15 protein-coding genes are annotated in these 16,439 nt (G+C 69.6%); 8 read left to right on the top strand and 7 right to left on the bottom strand.

Going from position 1 to position 16,439, the window contains the following annotated elements:
• Nucleotides 1-75: 75 nt before the first annotated feature.
• Together MCBMB27_RS11465 and MCBMB27_RS30920 are read right to left on the bottom strand one after the other, a co-directional pair.
• Complete coding sequence (locus tag MCBMB27_RS11465) at nt 76-1,440, bottom strand: MFS family transporter (RefSeq protein WP_043758154.1); 1,365 nt, start codon at nt 1,438-1,440, stop codon at nt 76-78.
• 102 nt (nt 1,441-1,542) lie between these two features.
• Nucleotides 1,543-2,361 (bottom strand): hypothetical protein, encoded by an 819-nt coding sequence (locus MCBMB27_RS30920; RefSeq protein WP_335633085.1) that lies wholly within the window; start codon nt 2,359-2,361, stop codon nt 1,543-1,545.
• Between MCBMB27_RS30920 and MCBMB27_RS30915 the strand changes: the two genes are divergently transcribed.
• Together MCBMB27_RS30915 and MCBMB27_RS28810 are read left to right on the top strand one after the other, a co-directional pair.
• On the top strand, nt 2,350-2,487 hold the full coding sequence (locus MCBMB27_RS30915; protein WP_335633083.1) for a DUF1236 domain-containing protein: 138 nt from the start codon (nt 2,350-2,352) through the stop codon (nt 2,485-2,487). The two genes, MCBMB27_RS30920 and MCBMB27_RS30915, sit on opposite strands and share 12 nt — an antisense overlap.
• A 258-nt stretch (nt 2,488-2,745) precedes the next feature.
• The gene (locus MCBMB27_RS28810; protein WP_075380459.1) at nt 2,746-4,743 is read left to right on the top strand and encodes a methyl-accepting chemotaxis protein; all 1,998 of its coding nucleotides are present in this window, start codon (nt 2,746-2,748) and stop codon (nt 4,741-4,743) included.
• 13 nt (nt 4,744-4,756) lie between these two features.
• On the opposite strand, the gene hrcA is transcribed toward MCBMB27_RS28810, so the two are convergent.
• Entirely contained in the window at nt 4,757-5,812 is a 1,056-nt protein-coding gene (gene hrcA / locus MCBMB27_RS11450) for a heat-inducible transcriptional repressor HrcA (RefSeq protein WP_085987606.1), read from the bottom strand.
• Between the two features lie 167 nt (nt 5,813-5,979).
• Between hrcA and rph the strand changes: the two genes are divergently transcribed.
• Genes rph through hemW form a run of 3 tightly spaced genes read left to right on the top strand, consistent with a single transcriptional unit; the run spans nt 5,980 to nt 8,533 of the window.
• Nucleotides 5,980-6,693: a ribonuclease PH gene (gene rph / locus MCBMB27_RS11445; protein ID WP_075380458.1), complete on the top strand. Its 714-nt coding sequence runs from the start codon at nt 5,980-5,982 to the stop codon at nt 6,691-6,693.
• A complete protein-coding gene (rdgB, locus tag MCBMB27_RS11440) occupies nt 6,690-7,319 on the top strand; it encodes an RdgB/HAM1 family non-canonical purine NTP pyrophosphatase (RefSeq protein WP_043758149.1) in 630 nt (209 codons plus the stop codon). The genes rph and rdgB overlap by 4 nt, the downstream gene beginning before the upstream one ends.
• 38 nt (nt 7,320-7,357) lie before the next feature.
• Complete coding sequence (gene hemW, locus MCBMB27_RS11435) at nt 7,358-8,533, top strand: radical SAM family heme chaperone HemW (RefSeq protein WP_053609894.1); 1,176 nt, start codon at nt 7,358-7,360, stop codon at nt 8,531-8,533.
• On the opposite strand, the gene MCBMB27_RS11430 is transcribed toward hemW, so the two are convergent.
• Entirely contained in the window at nt 8,534-9,799 is a 1,266-nt protein-coding gene (locus MCBMB27_RS11430) for a penicillin-binding protein activator (RefSeq protein WP_083683476.1), read from the bottom strand.
• Between the two features lie 134 nt (nt 9,800-9,933).
• On the opposite strand from MCBMB27_RS11430, the gene rsmI reads away from it, so the two are divergent.
• Both rsmI and MCBMB27_RS11420 read left to right on the top strand, forming a co-directional pair.
• The gene (gene rsmI, locus MCBMB27_RS11425; protein WP_075381934.1) at nt 9,934-10,905 is read left to right on the top strand and encodes a 16S rRNA (cytidine(1402)-2'-O)-methyltransferase; all 972 of its coding nucleotides are present in this window, start codon (nt 9,934-9,936) and stop codon (nt 10,903-10,905) included.
• Nucleotides 10,902-11,291, top strand: coding sequence for a YraN family protein (locus MCBMB27_RS11420; RefSeq protein WP_075380457.1), 390 nt, complete (start codon nt 10,902-10,904; stop codon nt 11,289-11,291). Before rsmI ends, MCBMB27_RS11420 begins: the two co-directional genes overlap by 4 nt.
• A gap of 78 nt (nt 11,292-11,369) precedes the next feature.
• Here MCBMB27_RS11420 and MCBMB27_RS11415 read toward each other — a convergent pair whose 3' ends face one another.
• The 3 genes from MCBMB27_RS11415 to MCBMB27_RS11405 all read right to left on the bottom strand — a co-directional run bounded on the left by MCBMB27_RS11415 (nt 11,370) and on the right by MCBMB27_RS11405 (nt 14,180).
• Nucleotides 11,370-11,759, bottom strand: coding sequence for a response regulator (locus MCBMB27_RS11415; RefSeq protein WP_043345829.1), 390 nt, complete (start codon nt 11,757-11,759; stop codon nt 11,370-11,372).
• Between the two features lie 257 nt (nt 11,760-12,016).
• Complete coding sequence (locus tag MCBMB27_RS11410; RefSeq protein WP_075380456.1) at nt 12,017-13,129, bottom strand: L,D-transpeptidase family protein; 1,113 nt, start codon at nt 13,127-13,129, stop codon at nt 12,017-12,019.
• Between the two features lie 76 nt (nt 13,130-13,205).
• Complete coding sequence (locus tag MCBMB27_RS11405; RefSeq protein ID WP_075380455.1) at nt 13,206-14,180, bottom strand: extensin family protein; 975 nt, start codon at nt 14,178-14,180, stop codon at nt 13,206-13,208.
• Nucleotides 14,181-14,362: 182 nt separating this feature from the next.
• On the opposite strand from MCBMB27_RS11405, the gene MCBMB27_RS11400 reads away from it, so the two are divergent.
• A complete protein-coding gene (locus tag MCBMB27_RS11400; RefSeq protein WP_075380454.1) occupies nt 14,363-16,432 on the top strand; it encodes a M3 family metallopeptidase in 2,070 nt (689 codons plus the stop codon).
• The last annotated feature ends 7 nt before the right edge of the window (nt 16,433-16,439 follow it).

Below are 16,439 nucleotides of genomic sequence, written 5' to 3'. Positions count from 1 at the left end.
GCGGACGTCTGGCGCGTCCGGCGGGAGGCATATCAGCGTGAAAGTCGGGCCCGGTCCAGCCGGACGGCCCACCGATCAGGCGTGTGCGAGGCCGCGCTTCTTCCCCAGCGCCTCCTCGACGGTGCCGGCGCCGTCGAGATAGCCGTGGACCTTGGGGTTCGGCATGATCAGCGAGGCCACGAAAGCGATCGCCATCAGGACGGTGACGTACCAGAAGAACGTGCTCTCCATCCCGTTGTCCTTGAACCACAGGGCGACGAACTCGGCGGTGCCGCCGAAGGTGGCGTTGGCCACCGCGTAGGAGAGGCCGACCCCGAGGGCGCGGATGTTGGTCGGGAACAGCTCCGCTTTCACGATGCCGCTGATGCCCGTGTAGAACGACACGACCGCGAGCCCGAGGGTGATCAGCGCGAAAGCCAGATAGGGATCCTTGTTGGTGCCGAGCGCCGTCATCAGCGGCACCACCATGAGAGTGCCGAGGCCGCTGTAGAGCAGCATGTTCGCCTTGCGGCCGATCTTGTCGGACAGCGCGCCGAAGATCGGCTGGATGATCATGTAGACGAAAAGCACCACCGTCATCGTCTGCGACGCCGAGGTCTTCGGCATGCCGGCGGTGTTGACGAGATACTTCTGCATATACGTCGTGAAGGTATAGAAGCTCAGGGAGCCGCCCGCCGTGTAGGCCACGACGACCAGGAACGCCCGCCAGTGCTTCGACAGCTCGGCGAAGGTGCCGGCGGTCTCCTTGTCACTGCTGTCCTTCGTCTCGGCCAGGGAGCGTCGCAGATAGAGTGCGACGACCGCCAGCCCGGCGCCGATGAAGAACGGGATGCGCCAGCCCCAGGCGGTCAGTTCCGGGCCGGTCATCACCGCCTGGAGCAGGACCAGGACCAGCGAGGCCAGGAGCTGGCCACCGATCAGCGTGACGTACTGGAAGGAGGCGAAGAAGCCGCGTCGGCCCTTGATCGCGACTTCGCTCATGTAGGTTGCAGAGGTGCCGTATTCGCCGCCGACGGACAGGCCTTGGAGCATGCGGGCGAGGAGCAGCAGCACCGGGGCCAGGGTACCGACATGCTCGTAGGTCGGCAGGATGCCGATCAGCAGCGAGCCGAAGCACATCAGCAGCACCGAGACGACCATCGAGGTCCGGCGTCCGACACGATCGGCGATGCGCCCGAACAGCCAGCCGCCGACCGGTCGCATGAAGAATCCGACCGCGAAGATGCCCGCGGTCTGGAGGAGCTGGCTGGTGGAATCGCCCTTCGGAAAGAAGGCCGGCGCGAAGTAGAGGGCGAAGAACGCGTAACAGTAGAAATCGTACCATTCGACGAGATTGCCCGAGGACGATCCGACGATGGCCCAGATGCGGCGCTTGCGGTCTGCGGCGTCATCGTGGGCGCTCGGTGCGATACCGATCGTATCGTCGCGCGAGGCGGACATGGCGTCTCCGTCGATCAATCTCGATGCCGGCCTGGGCCGGTCTCTACTTGGTGCGGCGCGACGTTACAGGTGACGGGCCTGATCGCAAGACCGTGAGCGGACTTAGCCGAGGACAGCCCGCGCGGGTGTCACCGGCCGCATGGCCACGACGCCGCGGGACGGAACGGTTCGCCCCGAGGCCCGTTGCGGGCCGGCATGGGCGTCGGGGATGGTCCGACGGCCGCAGGAGGAGAGGCCATGAAGCGCATTCTGAGAGACACGGTTGCGGCGGCCATCGTCGTGGCCGGAGCGGCAACGGCATTCGCGCAGGGCGGCCCAGGCGGCGGGGGCGGCCCCGGCGGCGGCGGACCCGGCGGTCCCGGTGGAGCTGCCGGCGCAGGCGCCGGTCCGGCCGGTGGCGGCGGCGCTGGCGGCGGCGCTGGCGGCGGGATGCGGGGCGGTGCCGGCGGCGCGGACGGCGGCGCGATGCGCGGGCCTGGCGGTGCCGAGGGCGGTCCGCGCGGCGCCGAGCCGGGTGGACCGGCGGGTCGTGGTGCCGAGGGACCGGGCCGCCCGGATGGCGCCGCCGAGCGCGACGGATCGTCCGGTCGGGCCGGCCCGGCCGCGAAGCCCGATGCCGGTGATCGCGGTGATCGCGGTGACCGGGGCGAGCGCGGTGCCCGTGAACCCGGTGCCGGCGGCGAGCGCGGCAATCGCGACGCAGCCGGCCCCGATCGGGGCGGCCGCGGTCCGGCTGGCGAGCGGGGCGGACGTGCCGGCGCCCGCGAGGGCGGCGCCGTTCGCGGTGCGGTCGGCCGCCTCGATACCCGGCAGCGGACCGAGTTCCGCAGCTCGATCACCCGCCTGGGCGTGTCGCCGCTCCGGGACGTGGCCTTCGGTCTCGCGGTCGGCACCGCGATCCCGCGGTCGGTGACCCTGCACCGGCTGCCGCCGGCGATCATCTCGATCGTGCCGGAATACGAGGGCTACGAGTTCATCCTCGTGCGCGACGACATCGTGATCATCGACCCCGACACCTACGAGATCGTGGACGTGATCCCGGCCTAACGCCTGGCCGCGCGTCGGTCGAAACGGCTCTTCCGGCCGCCGACACACCGGCGCAAGCAAAGCACACGATCATCACCGTCGATCCGGTCCGCGCCCGACAAGGCGCGGACCGGCTTTGCGCGGGGAATGGTGTCACGCCCGATCGACGTCCTGATCCATGCCATCCACGATCTGATAAAAAGAACACAGACGCCACAGGTCGCGGTTTAGGTTTGAATTTGGCCTCGTCAGGCGCGACTCCTGAAGATCGGGGTGTGCATGTCGATTGAAATCGGTGGCTTTTCTGGAGCGGCACGCCAGGTACGCGTCGGGATATCGGGTCGCGCGACACTCCTGATTCTCGCGATCGTATCGGCGGCCCTCGTCGCCTGTTCGTCCTATCTGTACCTGTCCCAGTCCAGCACCCTGCAGGGCGACGTCGACGCCAGCATGTCGAGCCTGAGCGGATCTGCCGCCCGCAGCGTCGGCAACTGGCTGCGCGGCAAGCTCGATCTGACGCAGATGATGGCTCAGCAGATCACCGCTGGCGGCCGTGAGTCGGACACGGATCGGGTGCTCGACGCGCCCATCATCCGCGACTCGTTCTACGTCAGCTTCTTCGGGCGTCCGGACGGGTTCTACACCAAGATGCCCAAGGCCGAGATTCCGCCGGGTTACGATCCGCGTCAGCGTCCGTGGTACAAGGAGGCCGCCGCGACGGACGGCCCGATCCTGACCGAGCCGTACATCTCCGCCAGTCGCGGCACCTTCATCATCACGGCGGCGGCGCCGGTGAAGGATGCGGCGCACGGTCTCGGCGGCGTGGTCGGAAGCGATTTCGACGTCTCGGTTCTTGCCCGGATGATCACCGAGGTCGCGCCGGGTGACGGCGGTTATGCCTATCTGGTGTCGGGCGCGGGCACGATCCTGATCCACCCGCGGGCCGCGTTCATCGGCAAGCCCCTGTCGGAGCTGATCGACGGTCCGGTTCCCGGCATCGCCGCCGGTCGGGCGGTGGACACGCGCGAGGCGGGACGGTCCGTCCGCACGGTCTTCGCGCGCGTCCCAAACCTGCCGCCGGCGCTCGACTGGTACATCGCGCTTTCGGTCGACCACGCCACCGCGTTCGCACCCATCACGCATCTCGCGCAGAACTTGGCCATCGCAACCGCGATCACGCTGCTTCTGCTGGCCGTCACCGTCAGCCGGATGATGGCCGCGACTGTCGCACATCCCCTAGACCGACTTGTGGAAGTCCTTCAGCGCATGAGCCTCGGCGACCTCGATACCGAGATCGCCGAGGCCAGGCGCCGAGACGAGATCGGGATGGTCGGGCGGGCGGTCGAGGGTATCAAGGCCGTTGTGGCGCAGAAGGCACGTGAGCAGGAAGAGACTCGGCGCTCGGCCGAGGCGTCGGCCGCAGCGGAGCGCAAGCGGGCCATGGCGGCGCTCGCCGATGGTTTCGAAGAGGCCGTGGGCACGATCGTCGGTTCGGTGTCGTCGGCGGCGTCCGAGCTTCACGCCACCGCCCAAGCCCTGACAAACACCGCCACGCAGGCCGCGGCACGATCCAGCAGCGTCGCTGCGGCCGCCGACCAAGCCTCGACCAGCGTCCGCACCGTCGCGGTTGCGGCCGAAGAACTCGGCGCGAGCGTGCGCGAGATCGCCGGGCAGGTCGCAGGCTCGTCACGCCTCGCCCGGACGGCCGTGGACGAGGCCGACGAGACGGGACACCGCGTGCAGGCGCTGTCGGAGGCGGTATCCCGGATCAGCGACGCCGCCGGGTTGATCGCCTCGATCGCCGCGCAGACCAACCTGCTGGCCCTCAACGCCACCATCGAGGCCGCGCGGGCCGGCGAGGCCGGGCTCGGCTTCGCCGTGGTGGCGGCCGAAGTGAAGGATCTGGCTGCGCAGACCGCCCGCGCCACCGAGGAGATCAACGATCATATCGCGCGCGTCGAGGGCTCCACCGGCGAAGCCACCCGGGCACTCGACGGTATCGTCACGCGGATCCGGGACATCAACGCGGTCGCTGCGGCCGTCGCCGCCTCGATCGAGGAGCAGGGGGCGGCCACGCAGGAGATCGTCCGCAACGTGACCCAGGCGTCAGACGGGACCGCGGACGTGACGGTGAATATCGCCGGGGTGGCCGGAGCCGCCGCGCAAACGGGCGAGGCCGCGCGACAGGTCCTGGGCTCCGCATCGGATCTGTCGCAGCACTCCGCGCGCCTCGGTGTCGAGGTCGCACGATTCCTGGATTCGGTTCGGGCGGCCTGAGGCCCGACAGGACCTACCGGCCGCCGTCCAGAAGCTTCGACACCACCCGCGCCGTATAATCCACCATCGGCACGATGCGCGCGTAGTTGAGGCGGGTCGGACCGATGACTCCGACCACGCCGACGATCTTCTGCGATCCGTCGCGGAACGGCGCCGCGATCAGCGATGACCCCGAGAGGGAGAACAGCTTGTTCTCGGAGCCGATGAAGATACGCACGCCCTCGCCGCCCTCGGCACGGGCCAGCAGGTCGATGACGTCCTTCTGGGTCTCCAGGTCGTTGAACAGCAGGCGGATCCGCTCGAGATCCTCGACCGCGCGCAGGTCGTCGAGCAGGTTGGCCTGGCCGCGAACGATCAATTGGCGCGCTTCCGTCGGCCCCACCGGCGTTGCGAGCCCCGCATCGACGAGGCGTTCGGTGATCGCGTCGAGCTCGCGCTTCATGGCCTTGCGGCCGGCCTCGATCTCGGCGCGCAGCGACCCCAGGGTGCGGCCCTGCAGGCGCGCGTTGAGGAAATTCGTGGCCTCCTGAAGCGCACCCGCCGGAAGTCCGGGCGGCAGATCGACGATGCGGTTCTCGACGGAGCCGTCATCCGAGACGAGGATGACGAGGGCGCGGGCCGGATCGAGCCGCACGAACTCGATGTGCTTCAGATTGACGTTGGCCTTCGTGGTCAGCACCACGCCAGCCCCCCGCGAGACGCCCGACAGCATGGTCGAGGCCTCGGCCAAGGCGGAATCGAACGTGTGGCCCGAGGCTGCGGCCCGCATCTGTGCCTCGATGCGCGCCTGCTCGTCCTGGCTGACGTCGCCGAGTTCCAGCATCGCGTCGACGAAGAACCGCAGCCCGAGTTCGGTCGGGAGGCGTCCGGCCGAGGTATGCGGCGCGAAGATCAGGCCGGAATGCTCCAGATCCGCCATCACGTTCCGGATCGAGGCCGGCGACAGCGCCATCGGGAGGATCCGAGCGAGATTCCGGGAGCCCACCGGCTCGCCGGTCGTGAGATAGCTCTCGACGATCTGCCGGAAGATCTCGCGGGCGCGCTCATTGAGGGCGGCGAGGGCCTGCATGGATTGGCCGTTGGCAAAGTTGGGACTGGGGTGTGTCACGCGGTCATCCTGTGGTCCGATCATGCGCAACCGACCCGCGCGGATCAATCCGTATGGCGATGCTTGCCCGTGATGTCGCGGCGGCCTAAGAGCCCGGCCCTCGACACTCTCGACAGAAGGGGCCCGCGATGCGGCCTTCCAAGCGTGCCGCCGACGAGTTGCGGCCCGTGAGCCTGGAGCGCGCGGTTTCGCGCTACGCAGAAGGCTCGTGCCTCGTCAGCTTCGGAAATACCCGGGTGCTCTGCACCGCGTCGCTCGAAGAGCGTTCGCCCCAGTGGCTGCGCGGATCGGGCAAGGGCTGGGTCACGGCGGAGTACGCCATGCTCCCGCGTGCGACGCACGAACGCACCCGCCGCGAGGTTGGTTCCGGGAAGCCGTCGGGTCGAACGCAGGAAATCCAGCGGCTGATCGGCCGGTCCCTCCGGGCCGTCACGAACCTGCCGGCCATGGGCGAGCGTCAGGTGACGATCGATTGCGACGTCATCCAGGCCGATGGCGGCACCCGGACGGCCGCCATCACCGGCGCCTGGGTGGCGCTGCACGATTGCTTCGCCTGGATGCGGACGCGCTCGATCATCTCGGTCGATCCCCTGCGCGACCATGTCGCTGCCGTCTCGTGCGGCCTGTACAAGGGCATGCCGGTCCTCGATCTCGATTACGCCGAGGATTCCGCCGCCGAGACCGACGCCAATTTCGTGCTCACCGGGCGCGGCGGCATCGTGGAGGTGCAGGGCACCGCCGAGATGGAGCCCTTCACCCAGGAGCAGCTTCTCGAACTTCTCGGCCTCGCCCGCGCCGGCACCGAGCGGCTGGTCGCCCTGCAGAAGGAGGCCATCGCGTGAGCCGCCGCCTGACCGGGAAGGTGGTCATCGCCACGCACAATGCCGGCAAGCTCACCGAGATGCGCGAGCTGCTCGCGCCGTTCGGGGTCGAGGCGGTGTCGGCCGGCGAACTCGGACTGCCCGAGCCCGAGGAGACCGGCACGATGTTCGCCGAGAATGCCGCCATCAAGGCGAAGGCGGCGGCCGACGCCACCGGACTGCCCGCCTTCGCGGACGATTCCGGCCTGTGCGTCGACGCACTCGACGGAGCGCCGGGCATCTTCTCGGCCCGCTGGGCCGGCCCGAACAAGGATTTCGCCGCCGCGATGGCGCGGATCTTCGCCGAACTCGACGACCGTGGCGCGGCCGACCGCCGGGCCCATTTCGTTTCGGCCCTGGTCCTGGCTTGGCCGGACGGCCATACCGAGCTGTTCGAAGGGCGGGTGTTCGGCGACCTCGTGGCGGCGCGGGGCACCGCCGGCTTCGGTTACGACCCGATCTTTCGGCCGGACGGGCACGCGCGCACCTTCGGCGAGATGAGCGCCGAGGAGAAGCACGGCGTCGACTGGCAGAAGGGTCAGGGGCTCTCGCACCGGGCCCGGGCCTTCGTGGCGTTGAGCCGGGCCTGTCTGGCCTCCGGTTCCTGATTGCCAAACGGCGCGGTCGCGCTCACATCCCGGTCATCATGGTATCGACCGGCCCGGACCATCCGACCCGCGACGTGGGTTTCGGAATCTACCTGCACTGGCCCTTCTGCGCGGCGAAGTGCCCGTATTGCGACTTCAACAGCCACGTCCGCCACGCGGGCGTGGACGAGCCGCGCTTCCTCGCGGCATTCCGGGCCGAGATCGCCCACACGGCCGCCCGCACCCCGGGGCGGACCGTCACCAGCATCTTCCTCGGCGGCGGGACACCCTCGCTGATGCAGCCCGCGACCGTGGCGGGCCTGCTCGACGCCGTCGCGGAACACTGGCCGGTGGCTCAAGGCGCCGAGGTCACCCTCGAGGCCAATCCGTCGAGTGTCGAGGCCGGGCGCTTCCGGGGTTACCGCGCCGCCGGGGTCAACCGGGTTTCCCTCGGCATCCAGGCCCTCGACGACGCGTCGCTTCGGACCCTCGGGCGCCTGCACGACGCCGCACAGGCCCTGGAGGCGATCACGCTGGCGCAGTCGGCCTTCGAGCGGACCTCCTTCGACCTGATCTATGCCCGGCCCGGACAGACTCCGGCGCTGTGGCGGGCGGAGCTGAAAGCGGCGCTGGCGCGGGCCGCAGAGCATCTCTCGCTCTACCAGCTCACCATCGAGCCGGGGACGCCGTTCTACGGCCTCGCCGCCGCCGGCAAACTGGTGACGCCGGACGACGAGGTCGGACGCGCCCTCTACGACGTCACCCAGGAACTTTGTGCAGAGGCCGGCCTGCCGGCCTATGAAATCTCGAACCACGCCCGGCCCGGGGCGGAGTCGCGGCACAACCTGCTCTATTGGCGCTACGGCGAGTATGCCGGCATCGGTCCTGGCGCGCACGGGCGGCTCGTGACGGCGGGGGGACGGATCGGGACCGTCACCGAGCGGTCGCCGGAAGCCTGGCTGGCCCGGGTCGAGCGCGACGGACATGCCGTCGTCGAGACCGAAACGCTCACGGCCGCCGACCAGGCCGACGAGTTCCTGGTGATGGGGCTTCGCCTTCGCGAGGGCATCGATCCGGATCGCTACGCTGCCCTCAAGGGCCGGCCGCTGAACGGCAACCGCATCGGCATGCTGATCGGCGATGGCGTGCTGGAGCGGCTTCCCGGCGGCCGCATCGCCGCGACCGCCAAGGGGGCGCCGGTGCTCAATGCCCTGGTTGCCGAACTTGCGGCCTGATTAGATCCCGGGCTTTGCCAGCACCCGCGGCGCGGGGCTGACGGGTATCGCGGCATTGTTGCGGATCTCATAGACCGCCAGGGACCGCTCGCTCTGCCCGTCCGGCCGGAAGCGGAAGGTCCCGTCGATGCCGGCGAAGCCGGAGCCGTTCGTCAGGGTCGACTCCGCGAAGCGCTGCGAGCCGTAGCGTCGGGACAGGGCGGCCGCGAGCATCACCGCATCATAGGCCAGGGATGCGACGCGCGGCGGAACGGCGCCGAACCGGGCTTGGTAGCGGCCGCTGAAATTCGAGAACCCGGTGCGGTCCGGCGAGGCGAAGCGGCCGCCCTGCAGGGCGGGAAGGGCGAAGAGCGACGGCTCGTTCCAGAGGGCGGTGCCGATGGGGCGTATCCGGGCGGGCGAGAAACCCGCCTTGGTCAGCGCCGCGGCCACGCCCGGCAGCGCGTCGGCGGTTTCGGGGATGAACAGCGCATCGGCGGTGGCGCCCGGCCCTGCGATGACCCGGGTCAGCCGTTCCACCGCCGGACCCGGCACGCCGGCCGGGTAGCGTTCGACGGCGGCGACCCGCGCGCCCTTCCGGGCAACGGCCTCCCGGAACTCCGCCTCCACGGCATTGCCGTAGGCCGTCTCGGGGATCAGAGCCGCGAAGGAGCGTTTTCCGCCGGCGACGGAATCCTCGACCACGCGGTCCACCTCCGGCTGCGGCAGGAAGCTCAGGAGGTAGACGCCCCGGCTGGCCACGGTCACGTCGGTCGAGAAGCCGACCACCGGCTTGCCCGCCGCTCTGGCCGCGGCCGCCGCCGTTTGAACATTGCCGGCGAAGAGCGGACCGAGCACGATCTCGGCCCCCTGGCGCAGCGCCTCCTGCGTCGCGTCCCGGGCGCCGTCCGGGCTGCCTCGGTCATCTTCCACCAGAAGCGTCAGGTCGGGTTGCTGTGCCTCGTCGTAGGCGAGTTGTGCCGCGTTGCGCATGGCGGCACCCACCGTTGCCCCCTGGCCGGTCAGCGGCAGCACGAGGGCGACCTTGACGGCTCCGGAACCGATGCGCCCGGTGCCACCCGCCGCCGGCATCGGCGGCGCTGCGGGTGCGGGTGGCGGTGCCCCGGGAACGGCCGCCGGCGGCGTCAGCTCGGCCTGTGGCGCCGTCGCGCGCCGAGCGATGTCGGTGCCGAGGCAGCCGCCCAATGACAGCAGGACGGCGCACAGCGCAGCGGTCGGGGCGGTGACGCGCACGAGACGGTCCCGCATGCTCGTCGGGCGCGCCATCGCGCGGACTCCTCTCGGCAGGCACCGCAGCCTGACGATCGGAATCCGAATTGTAAACGCGGAGCGGCAGAGTTGCCCCCGGTCGGACGCCTTCACCGCGACGGGAGACGGCCGGTGTGGCAAGATCACCGATGATGACACGCAGATTCGATGCCCCGGGGCCCGCCGCCCCGACCCGAGCTCCGTCCCCGAAGCTCGCCCCCGATCGGCCGCGCAACACCACCTTCACCGCCTTCGGTCTGGCGAGCGAGACCGAACCCCTGTCGCCGGGCCTGCACATCGTGGCGACGCCCATCGGGAACCTGCGCGACATCACCATCCGGGCCCTGGCCACCCTGGCGGCCGCGGATGCGGTCCTGGCCGAGGACACCCGCGTCACCCGGAACCTGCTGGCGCATTACGGGATCACGACGCCGCTGCTCGCCTATCACGAGCATTCCAACGATGCCGTGCGGGAGCGGATAATCGCGCGGCTGCGCGCCGGCGAAGCCCTGGCTCTCGTCTCGGATGCCGGGACGCCGCTGGTCTCGGATCCCGGCTACAAATTGGTCCAGGCCGCGATCGAGGCGGGGATCGCCATCACGCCGGTTCCGGGCCCGTCGGCGGTGATGACGGCCTTGGTCGCGGCGGGTCTACCGACCGATCGTTTCTTCTTCGAGGGCTTCCTCCCGCAGAAGGCCGGCGCCCGGCGCAACCGCCTGGAGGCACTGGTCCAGGTTCCCGGCACGCTGGTCCTATTCGAATCGCCGCATCGCCTGCCCGATATGCTGGCCGATGCCGCTGCGGTGCTCGGCCCGGAGCGCCCGGCCGCCGTGACCCGGGAATTGACCAAGCTCTACGAAACCATCCGACGCGATACCTTGGGCAGCCTGAGCGAGCGCTTCGCCCAGGAAGGACCGCCCAAGGGTGAGATCGTGGTGATCATCGGTGCGGCGACAACGCCGGAGCGAACGATTGATGCGGATGCCGCCCTCGACGCGCTGATCCTGTCGGCGCTGGAGCGGCACTCGATCAAGGATGCCGCCAGCCTCGTCGCTGACGAGACCGGACAGCCGCGGCGTCAGGTCTATTCGCGGGCGCTGGCTTTGGCGCGGGGCCAGGGATGAACGGGGCTGTGCCGGACCAGACCGGCCGGCGCCGCGCCGCCTATCGGCGCGGCCACCACGCCGAATGGCTGGCGCTGGCCGCACTGATGCTCAAGGGCTACTGGCCGATCGGCCGGCGCGTGAGCATGGCCGGGGGCGAGATCGACCTCGTCGTCCAGCGCTGGAACACCATCGTGTTCGTGGAGGTGAAGGCGCGTGCCAAGCGTGACGACGCGCGGGAAGCGATCGATGCCGCCAAGCGGCGGCGCTTCTCCCGCGCGGTCAGGGCGTGGATCGGGCGCAACGCGTGGTGTGCTGGTGTGACGTTCCGTGCCGACGCCGTTTTCGTCGGGGCCCGCGGGTGGCCAGCCCATGTCGAGCAGGTCTTCACGATCGAAGGGCTCTGAAGCCGCGGTCAGGAACCGCGGCGTCTCGCCTCACCCGACAGCCGCCGTGCTGGGGACGCGCCGGTTACCCGGCGTGCGTCAGGCGCGGGCGGCCCGGATCGCGCCGATCAGCGTGCGCTTGAGATCGGCCTGGCTGAAGGGCTTCTGGACGACGGGCCGGTCGCGGAACGGCTCGCGGATGCCCGCGCCGCCGTACCCGGTGGAGAAGACCAGCGGCAGGTCGCGCTTGGCGATGGCCTCGGCCACGGGATAGATCGGCTCGCCCGCCACGTTCACGTCGAGGATGGCGACCTCGAACGCTTCCTGCGACGCCATTTCCAGCGCGGAGGAGAGCCGTGCGGCCGGCCCGACTACGGCACAGCCGAAATCGAGGAGCATGTCCTCCAGAAGCATGGAGATCGCGGCCTCGTCCTCGACGACGAGAACGCGGACACCGTTGAGAACGTCGTCGTTGGAGTCAGCAATCACGCCGGGCCGTCTTCCCTTCGAACGCCCCGTTTCCGGGGATTATGCCGTGCGGTCGGTCGAGCCCCGCGCACCGCGACAGCAGCGCTCGTATGAACGAGCACGGCCCGAAGGATGGCCCGCGAGACAACCTGTGGCGTCGCCCGTATTCCGCAACGTGTCAAGCGTTCCCGGCCCGTTCCGATGGTGCGACCGCGCGCTATGTTAACGGCTGATACATTTTTGTCCGCCCGGCAGCCGGGCGGATCGACGCCGGGTGATCAGTCTTCCTTGAAGACGACCTCAGCACCGCGCGTGACGTGCGCGGCGAGGTCGCGGGCATTCCAATTGGTCAGCCGGATGCACCCATGGGATTCGGTCTTGCCGACCTTCTCGGGCTCCGGCGTTCCGTGGATGCCGTAGCTCGGGATCGCCAGATCGATCCAGACCAGACCGACCGGGTTGTTGGGACCGGATTGGATAGTGAACTTGTGCTGCGCTTTCACGCCCTTGAATGCGTATTTCGGATTGTACGTGTAGTCGGGATTGAACGCGACGCCCTTCACCTTGGTGTCACCGCTCGGCGCTGGCTTCTCGGAGCTGCCGATCGAGGCGGGGTAGTAGGCCAGCAGCTTTCCGTCGGCGCCGAAGGCCCGGACGTCGCGGCTCGCCTTGCCGACCTCGATGCGCTCGACCTTCGGACTTTCGGGGAGATCCTTGGCCTTCGGCTTGTCGGTCCCCATCGGCTCCACGGCCGCGACGGCGATGACCGTGCCGGCCTTGTCCAGGGACTTGCCGGGATTGAGCGCGCTGACGAGGTCACGGCCCATGTGGAAGCGTTCTGCGAGCATCTCCCGGGCATTGGTGTACCCCAACGTCTTGAGCTCGGCCTGCTGCTCCATCTTGGGCGGGATCCGCTCGACATAGGGCCCCGAGGCATCGGATTCGGTGATCGTATAGTCCGTGACGACGGGCTTATCGCTCGTTGCCTGGAGCTTGTCCCAAACCTCAGGATTCAGGCTCTGCGTCGCTGAAAGCCCCTGCGCCACAGCGAAGGCGGAGAGCGCGCGTTTATAATTTTCGCCGGTCCGGCCGTCGATCGCGCCGGGATAGAAATGCGCCCGGTCGAGCAGCACCTGCGCCTTGACGATCAGCGGGTCGGGCTTCTCCGCGGACGCAGCGGCCCGGCGCGCCTTCGTGTTCGGCTTGGCATCCCGATCCTTGCCCGCTTCCGGGGGGGCCAGGGCGGCGGCGTTCACGGTGTCGGCGGTGAGCGCCGGCGGCTGCGCCGCTTCGGTCGTCCGGTCTTTCTCGGGCTTGGCCGCCGCGCCTTGCACGACGATGCAGCTCGCCACGAGAGCCGCGCCAACGGGCCGCCAGGATTTTGGGATCATCGACGTCGCAATTCCGGAGAGCGGAGGCGCTCCCGTGCCAAAAAGCGCCGAGCCGGCCGGAACGTTCCACGCGAGGCTACTCGCACAGCCGGTGGCCGGCATTGCGCTCGCGCTGGTCCACATGAAGATGGTTGGCGTGGGCGGCGTTCGAACCCGGCCCCAGGACCGTGCGGAAGAAGCCGCAAGCCTTGGTGCGCACCGCGCCCAGGAACTGCGCCTCCTCGGAGCCGTCCGGCATCGCCTTCACGGGGATGCTTGCGCGTCCGGCGAAGGCGAAGCCCATGATGTCGGCGGCATTGGCGAAGGCATGTTCGCTCAGCTTGGCATCGATGTCGTGATTCTGGCCTCGGCAGACATAGGAGCCGCCGAGTTCGAGGGCGGTCAGGGGATGCTTCAACGTCCGCTCGGCCTCGACCTGCACCTCGGTGACCCAGCGCGCGAGGGCTTCGGCGGCCCGGCAGGTCAAGGTCGCGCCCTGCGGCAGCGCCACGCCGTCGGCGAATTTCGTCACCTTGAGCGGCAGCGGAGCGGTGCATTGCCCTTCCGCGATGGGCGCCAGCGGCTCGAAATCGACGCCAAGTCGCTTCAGGCGCATCCGGCAGGCCGTATCGTCCGGCGGCGAGACCTTCAGGGCCAGGGCCGCCCCGCCGGACAGTTCCGGCGGGCGCTCGGGCGGCGCGGGTGGCGGCGTCGGGATCTCGGGTTTGGACGCCTCCTTCGCGGATTCCTTCGAGCCTTCCTTCGGGCTTTCCTTCGCGGATTCGGAGGCCTTTTCCCGGCCGGGATCCTTGACCGGCTCCTTCGCCGGCTCCGCGACGGCAGGCTTCAGTTCCGGAGGCCGGGCCGGCGGGGTCGGCGGCGCCGGCTCCGGAATGGGTGGCTTCAGCGTCTCAGGGCGTTCGGGCGGCAGGGGCGGGGGCGTCGGCACCGACGCGGCGGGCGTTTCGGCGGCCCCGACCGGATCGGCGGCGAGCAGGCCGAGCGCCAATGCAAGGGCCACCCCGGCGCGCAAGACGGACGGAGGGCGGATCGACAGAGTGCGTCCCGGCATGGGGCCTCGAAGCGTGGGCGTTGGCCTCTACAACGGACGAGACGCCATTCGGATCGCGCCCATGTGGTTGACGGACCCGTCGAACGGGCCACTGTCTTTCCGATCGCGCCGGCAGACCCCATGTCGGCGCACCGGCGGCGCGGACAGACGCGGCGTCGCGTGGACGTATCGTTGAGGACCGCATGTCGGACGCAGCTGATGCCGGGCTCCCGAGCCTGCCGCAGGACAATCCCTTCCGCGAGGCGCATTGGAGCACCCCGCACGGCCTTCCGCCGTTCGAGCGGATCCGACCGGAGCACTACGGGCCGGCCTTCGCAGCGGCGCTAGAGGCCCACGCTTCCGAGATCCGCGTGATCGCGAGCCAGGATGCTCCGGCCACCTTCGGCAACACCGTGGAGGCCATGGAGCGGGCCGGCCTCGCCCTCGAGCGCGTCGCCGGCGTCTTCTACAATCTGACCGGCAGCCATACGAACCCGGAGCTTCAGGCCATCGAGCGCGAGATCGGCCCCAAGCTCGCTCGGCATGGAAGCGCCATCTACCTGAATCCCGAGCTCTGGGCCCGGATCTCGGCGATCGCGCCCGAGGGCCTGGAGCCGGAGGAGCGCCGGGTCCTCGACCGATACCGGATCCGCTTCCGGCGGTCGGGGGCCGATCTCGCGCCCGAGGACAAGGGCCGCATGGCGGAGATCGCGGCACGCCTGTCGGAACTCGGCACGCGGTTCAGCCAGAATCTCCTGGCCGACGAGAGCAGCTTCATCCTGCCGCTTCGGGGCGAGGAGGATCTGGCCGGCCTGCCGCCGTTCCTGCGGGCCGCCGCCGAGAGCGCCGCCAAGGAGCGTGGCCTCGACGGGCACGTCATCACTCTGTCGCGCTCGCTGATCGAGCCTTTCCTGGTCTTCTCGACCCGGCGCGACCTGCGCGAGCGCGCCTATGCGGCCTGGACCCGGCGCGGCGAGAACGGCGGCGAGACCGACAACCGTGCGATCCTCGCCGAGATCATCCGGTTGCGCGCGGAGCGGGCGCGGCTTCTCGGGTTCGCGAGCTTCGCTCATTTCGCCCTCGACGACACGATGGCGGCGAGTCCCGAAGCGGCGACCGGGCTCTTGCGCGACGTCTGGACGCCCGCCCGGGCGCGGGCGGCCGAAGAGCGGGACCGCCTCCAGGCGACGATCCAGGCCGAAGGCCACAACTTCGCGCTCCAGGCGCACGATTGGCGGCACTACGCCGAGAAGGTGCGTCGCGCCGAGCACGACCTCGACGAGAGTGAGATCAAGGCCTACCTGCCCTTGGAGCGGATGATTGAGGCGGCGTTCGACACGGCCTCCCGGCTGTTCGGCCTGACCTTCACGGAACTCTCCGACGTCCCCCGGTATCATCCCGATGTCCGGGTCTGGCGGGTCGGCAATCCCGACGGGTCCGAGGTGGGCCTCTTCCTCGGCGATTATTTCGCCCGGGCCTCGAAGCGCTCCGGCGCCTGGATGAGCGCCTTCCGCTCGCAGGAGCGCCTGAACGGCCCGATCACGCCGATCATCGTCAACGTGATGAACTTCGCCAAGGCGCCTGACGGCGAGAGCACGCTGCTGTCCTTCGACGACGCACGCACCCTGTTCCACGAATTCGGCCACGCCCTGCATGGTCTGCTGTCGGACGTGACCTACCCGCTCCTGTCCGGAACGGCCGTGTCGCGGGACTTCGTCGAACTGCCTTCGCAGCTCTACGAACATTGGCTGGAGCAGCCGGAGGTCCTACGCGCCCACGCGCGGCATCATCGGACCGGCGAGCCGATGCCCGACGCCCTGCTGCAGAAGCTGCTGGCGGCACGGACCTTCAACCAGGGTTTCGCCACGGTGGAGTACACCGCCTCGGCCATCGTCGACATGACGCTGCATCTCTCGGCGGAGGGCGAGGCCGGGCTCGACGTCCCCGTCTTCGAGTCCGAAGCGTTGCGGCGGATCAGCATGCCCGCCGAGATCAGCATGCGACACCGGACACCGCACTTCGCCCACATCTTCTCGGGGGATGGCTACGCGGCCGGGTACTACAGCTATCTCTGGTCGGAGGTGCTCGATGCGGACGCGTTCGACGCGTTCCGCGAAGCGGGCGACATCTTCGATCCGGAGACGGCCAAGCGGCTGCGGACCTTCGTGTACGGTGCCGGCAATCTGCGCGATCCGCGCGAGGCCTACACGGCCTTCCGCGGGCGGATGCCCAGCATCGAGCCGCTGTTGAAGAAGCGCGGGCTGGCGGCCTGAGCCGCGC

This window comes from Methylobacterium phyllosphaerae (genome assembly GCF_001936175.1).
Classification (GTDB): Bacteria; Pseudomonadota; Alphaproteobacteria; order Rhizobiales; family Beijerinckiaceae; genus Methylobacterium; species Methylobacterium fujisawaense.
Note: the sequence above shows the minus strand (reverse complement) of the source record. Positions and strands in the feature narration are given on the sequence as shown.

Excerpts from the sequence above, each read along its gene's own strand:
- MCBMB27_RS11410 (WP_075380456.1), bottom strand. The coding sequence starts at position 13,129 with ATGATCCCAAAATCCTGGCGGCCCGTTGGCGCGGCTCTCGTGGCGAGC.
- hemW (WP_053609894.1), top strand. The coding sequence starts at position 7,358 with ATGGTATCGACCGGCCCGGACCATCCGACCCGCGACGTGGGTTTCGGA.
- MCBMB27_RS11400 (WP_075380454.1), top strand. The coding sequence starts at position 14,363 with ATGTCGGACGCAGCTGATGCCGGGCTCCCGAGCCTGCCGCAGGACAAT.
- rph (WP_075380458.1), top strand. The coding sequence starts at position 5,980 with ATGCGGCCTTCCAAGCGTGCCGCCGACGAGTTGCGGCCCGTGAGCCTG.
- MCBMB27_RS11430 (WP_083683476.1), bottom strand. The coding sequence starts at position 9,799 with ATGGCGCGCCCGACGAGCATGCGGGACCGTCTCGTGCGCGTCACCGCC.
- MCBMB27_RS11405 (WP_075380455.1), bottom strand. The coding sequence starts at position 14,180 with ATGCCGGGACGCACTCTGTCGATCCGCCCTCCGTCCGTCTTGCGCGCC.
- MCBMB27_RS11420 (WP_075380457.1), top strand. The coding sequence starts at position 10,902 with ATGAACGGGGCTGTGCCGGACCAGACCGGCCGGCGCCGCGCCGCCTAT.
- hrcA (WP_085987606.1), bottom strand. The coding sequence starts at position 5,812 with ATGCAGGCCCTCGCCGCCCTCAATGAGCGCGCCCGCGAGATCTTCCGG.
- MCBMB27_RS11465 (WP_043758154.1), bottom strand. The coding sequence starts at position 1,440 with ATGTCCGCCTCGCGCGACGATACGATCGGTATCGCACCGAGCGCCCAC.
- rsmI (WP_075381934.1), top strand. The coding sequence starts at position 9,934 with ATGACACGCAGATTCGATGCCCCGGGGCCCGCCGCCCCGACCCGAGCT.
- MCBMB27_RS28810 (WP_075380459.1), top strand. The coding sequence starts at position 2,746 with ATGTCGATTGAAATCGGTGGCTTTTCTGGAGCGGCACGCCAGGTACGC.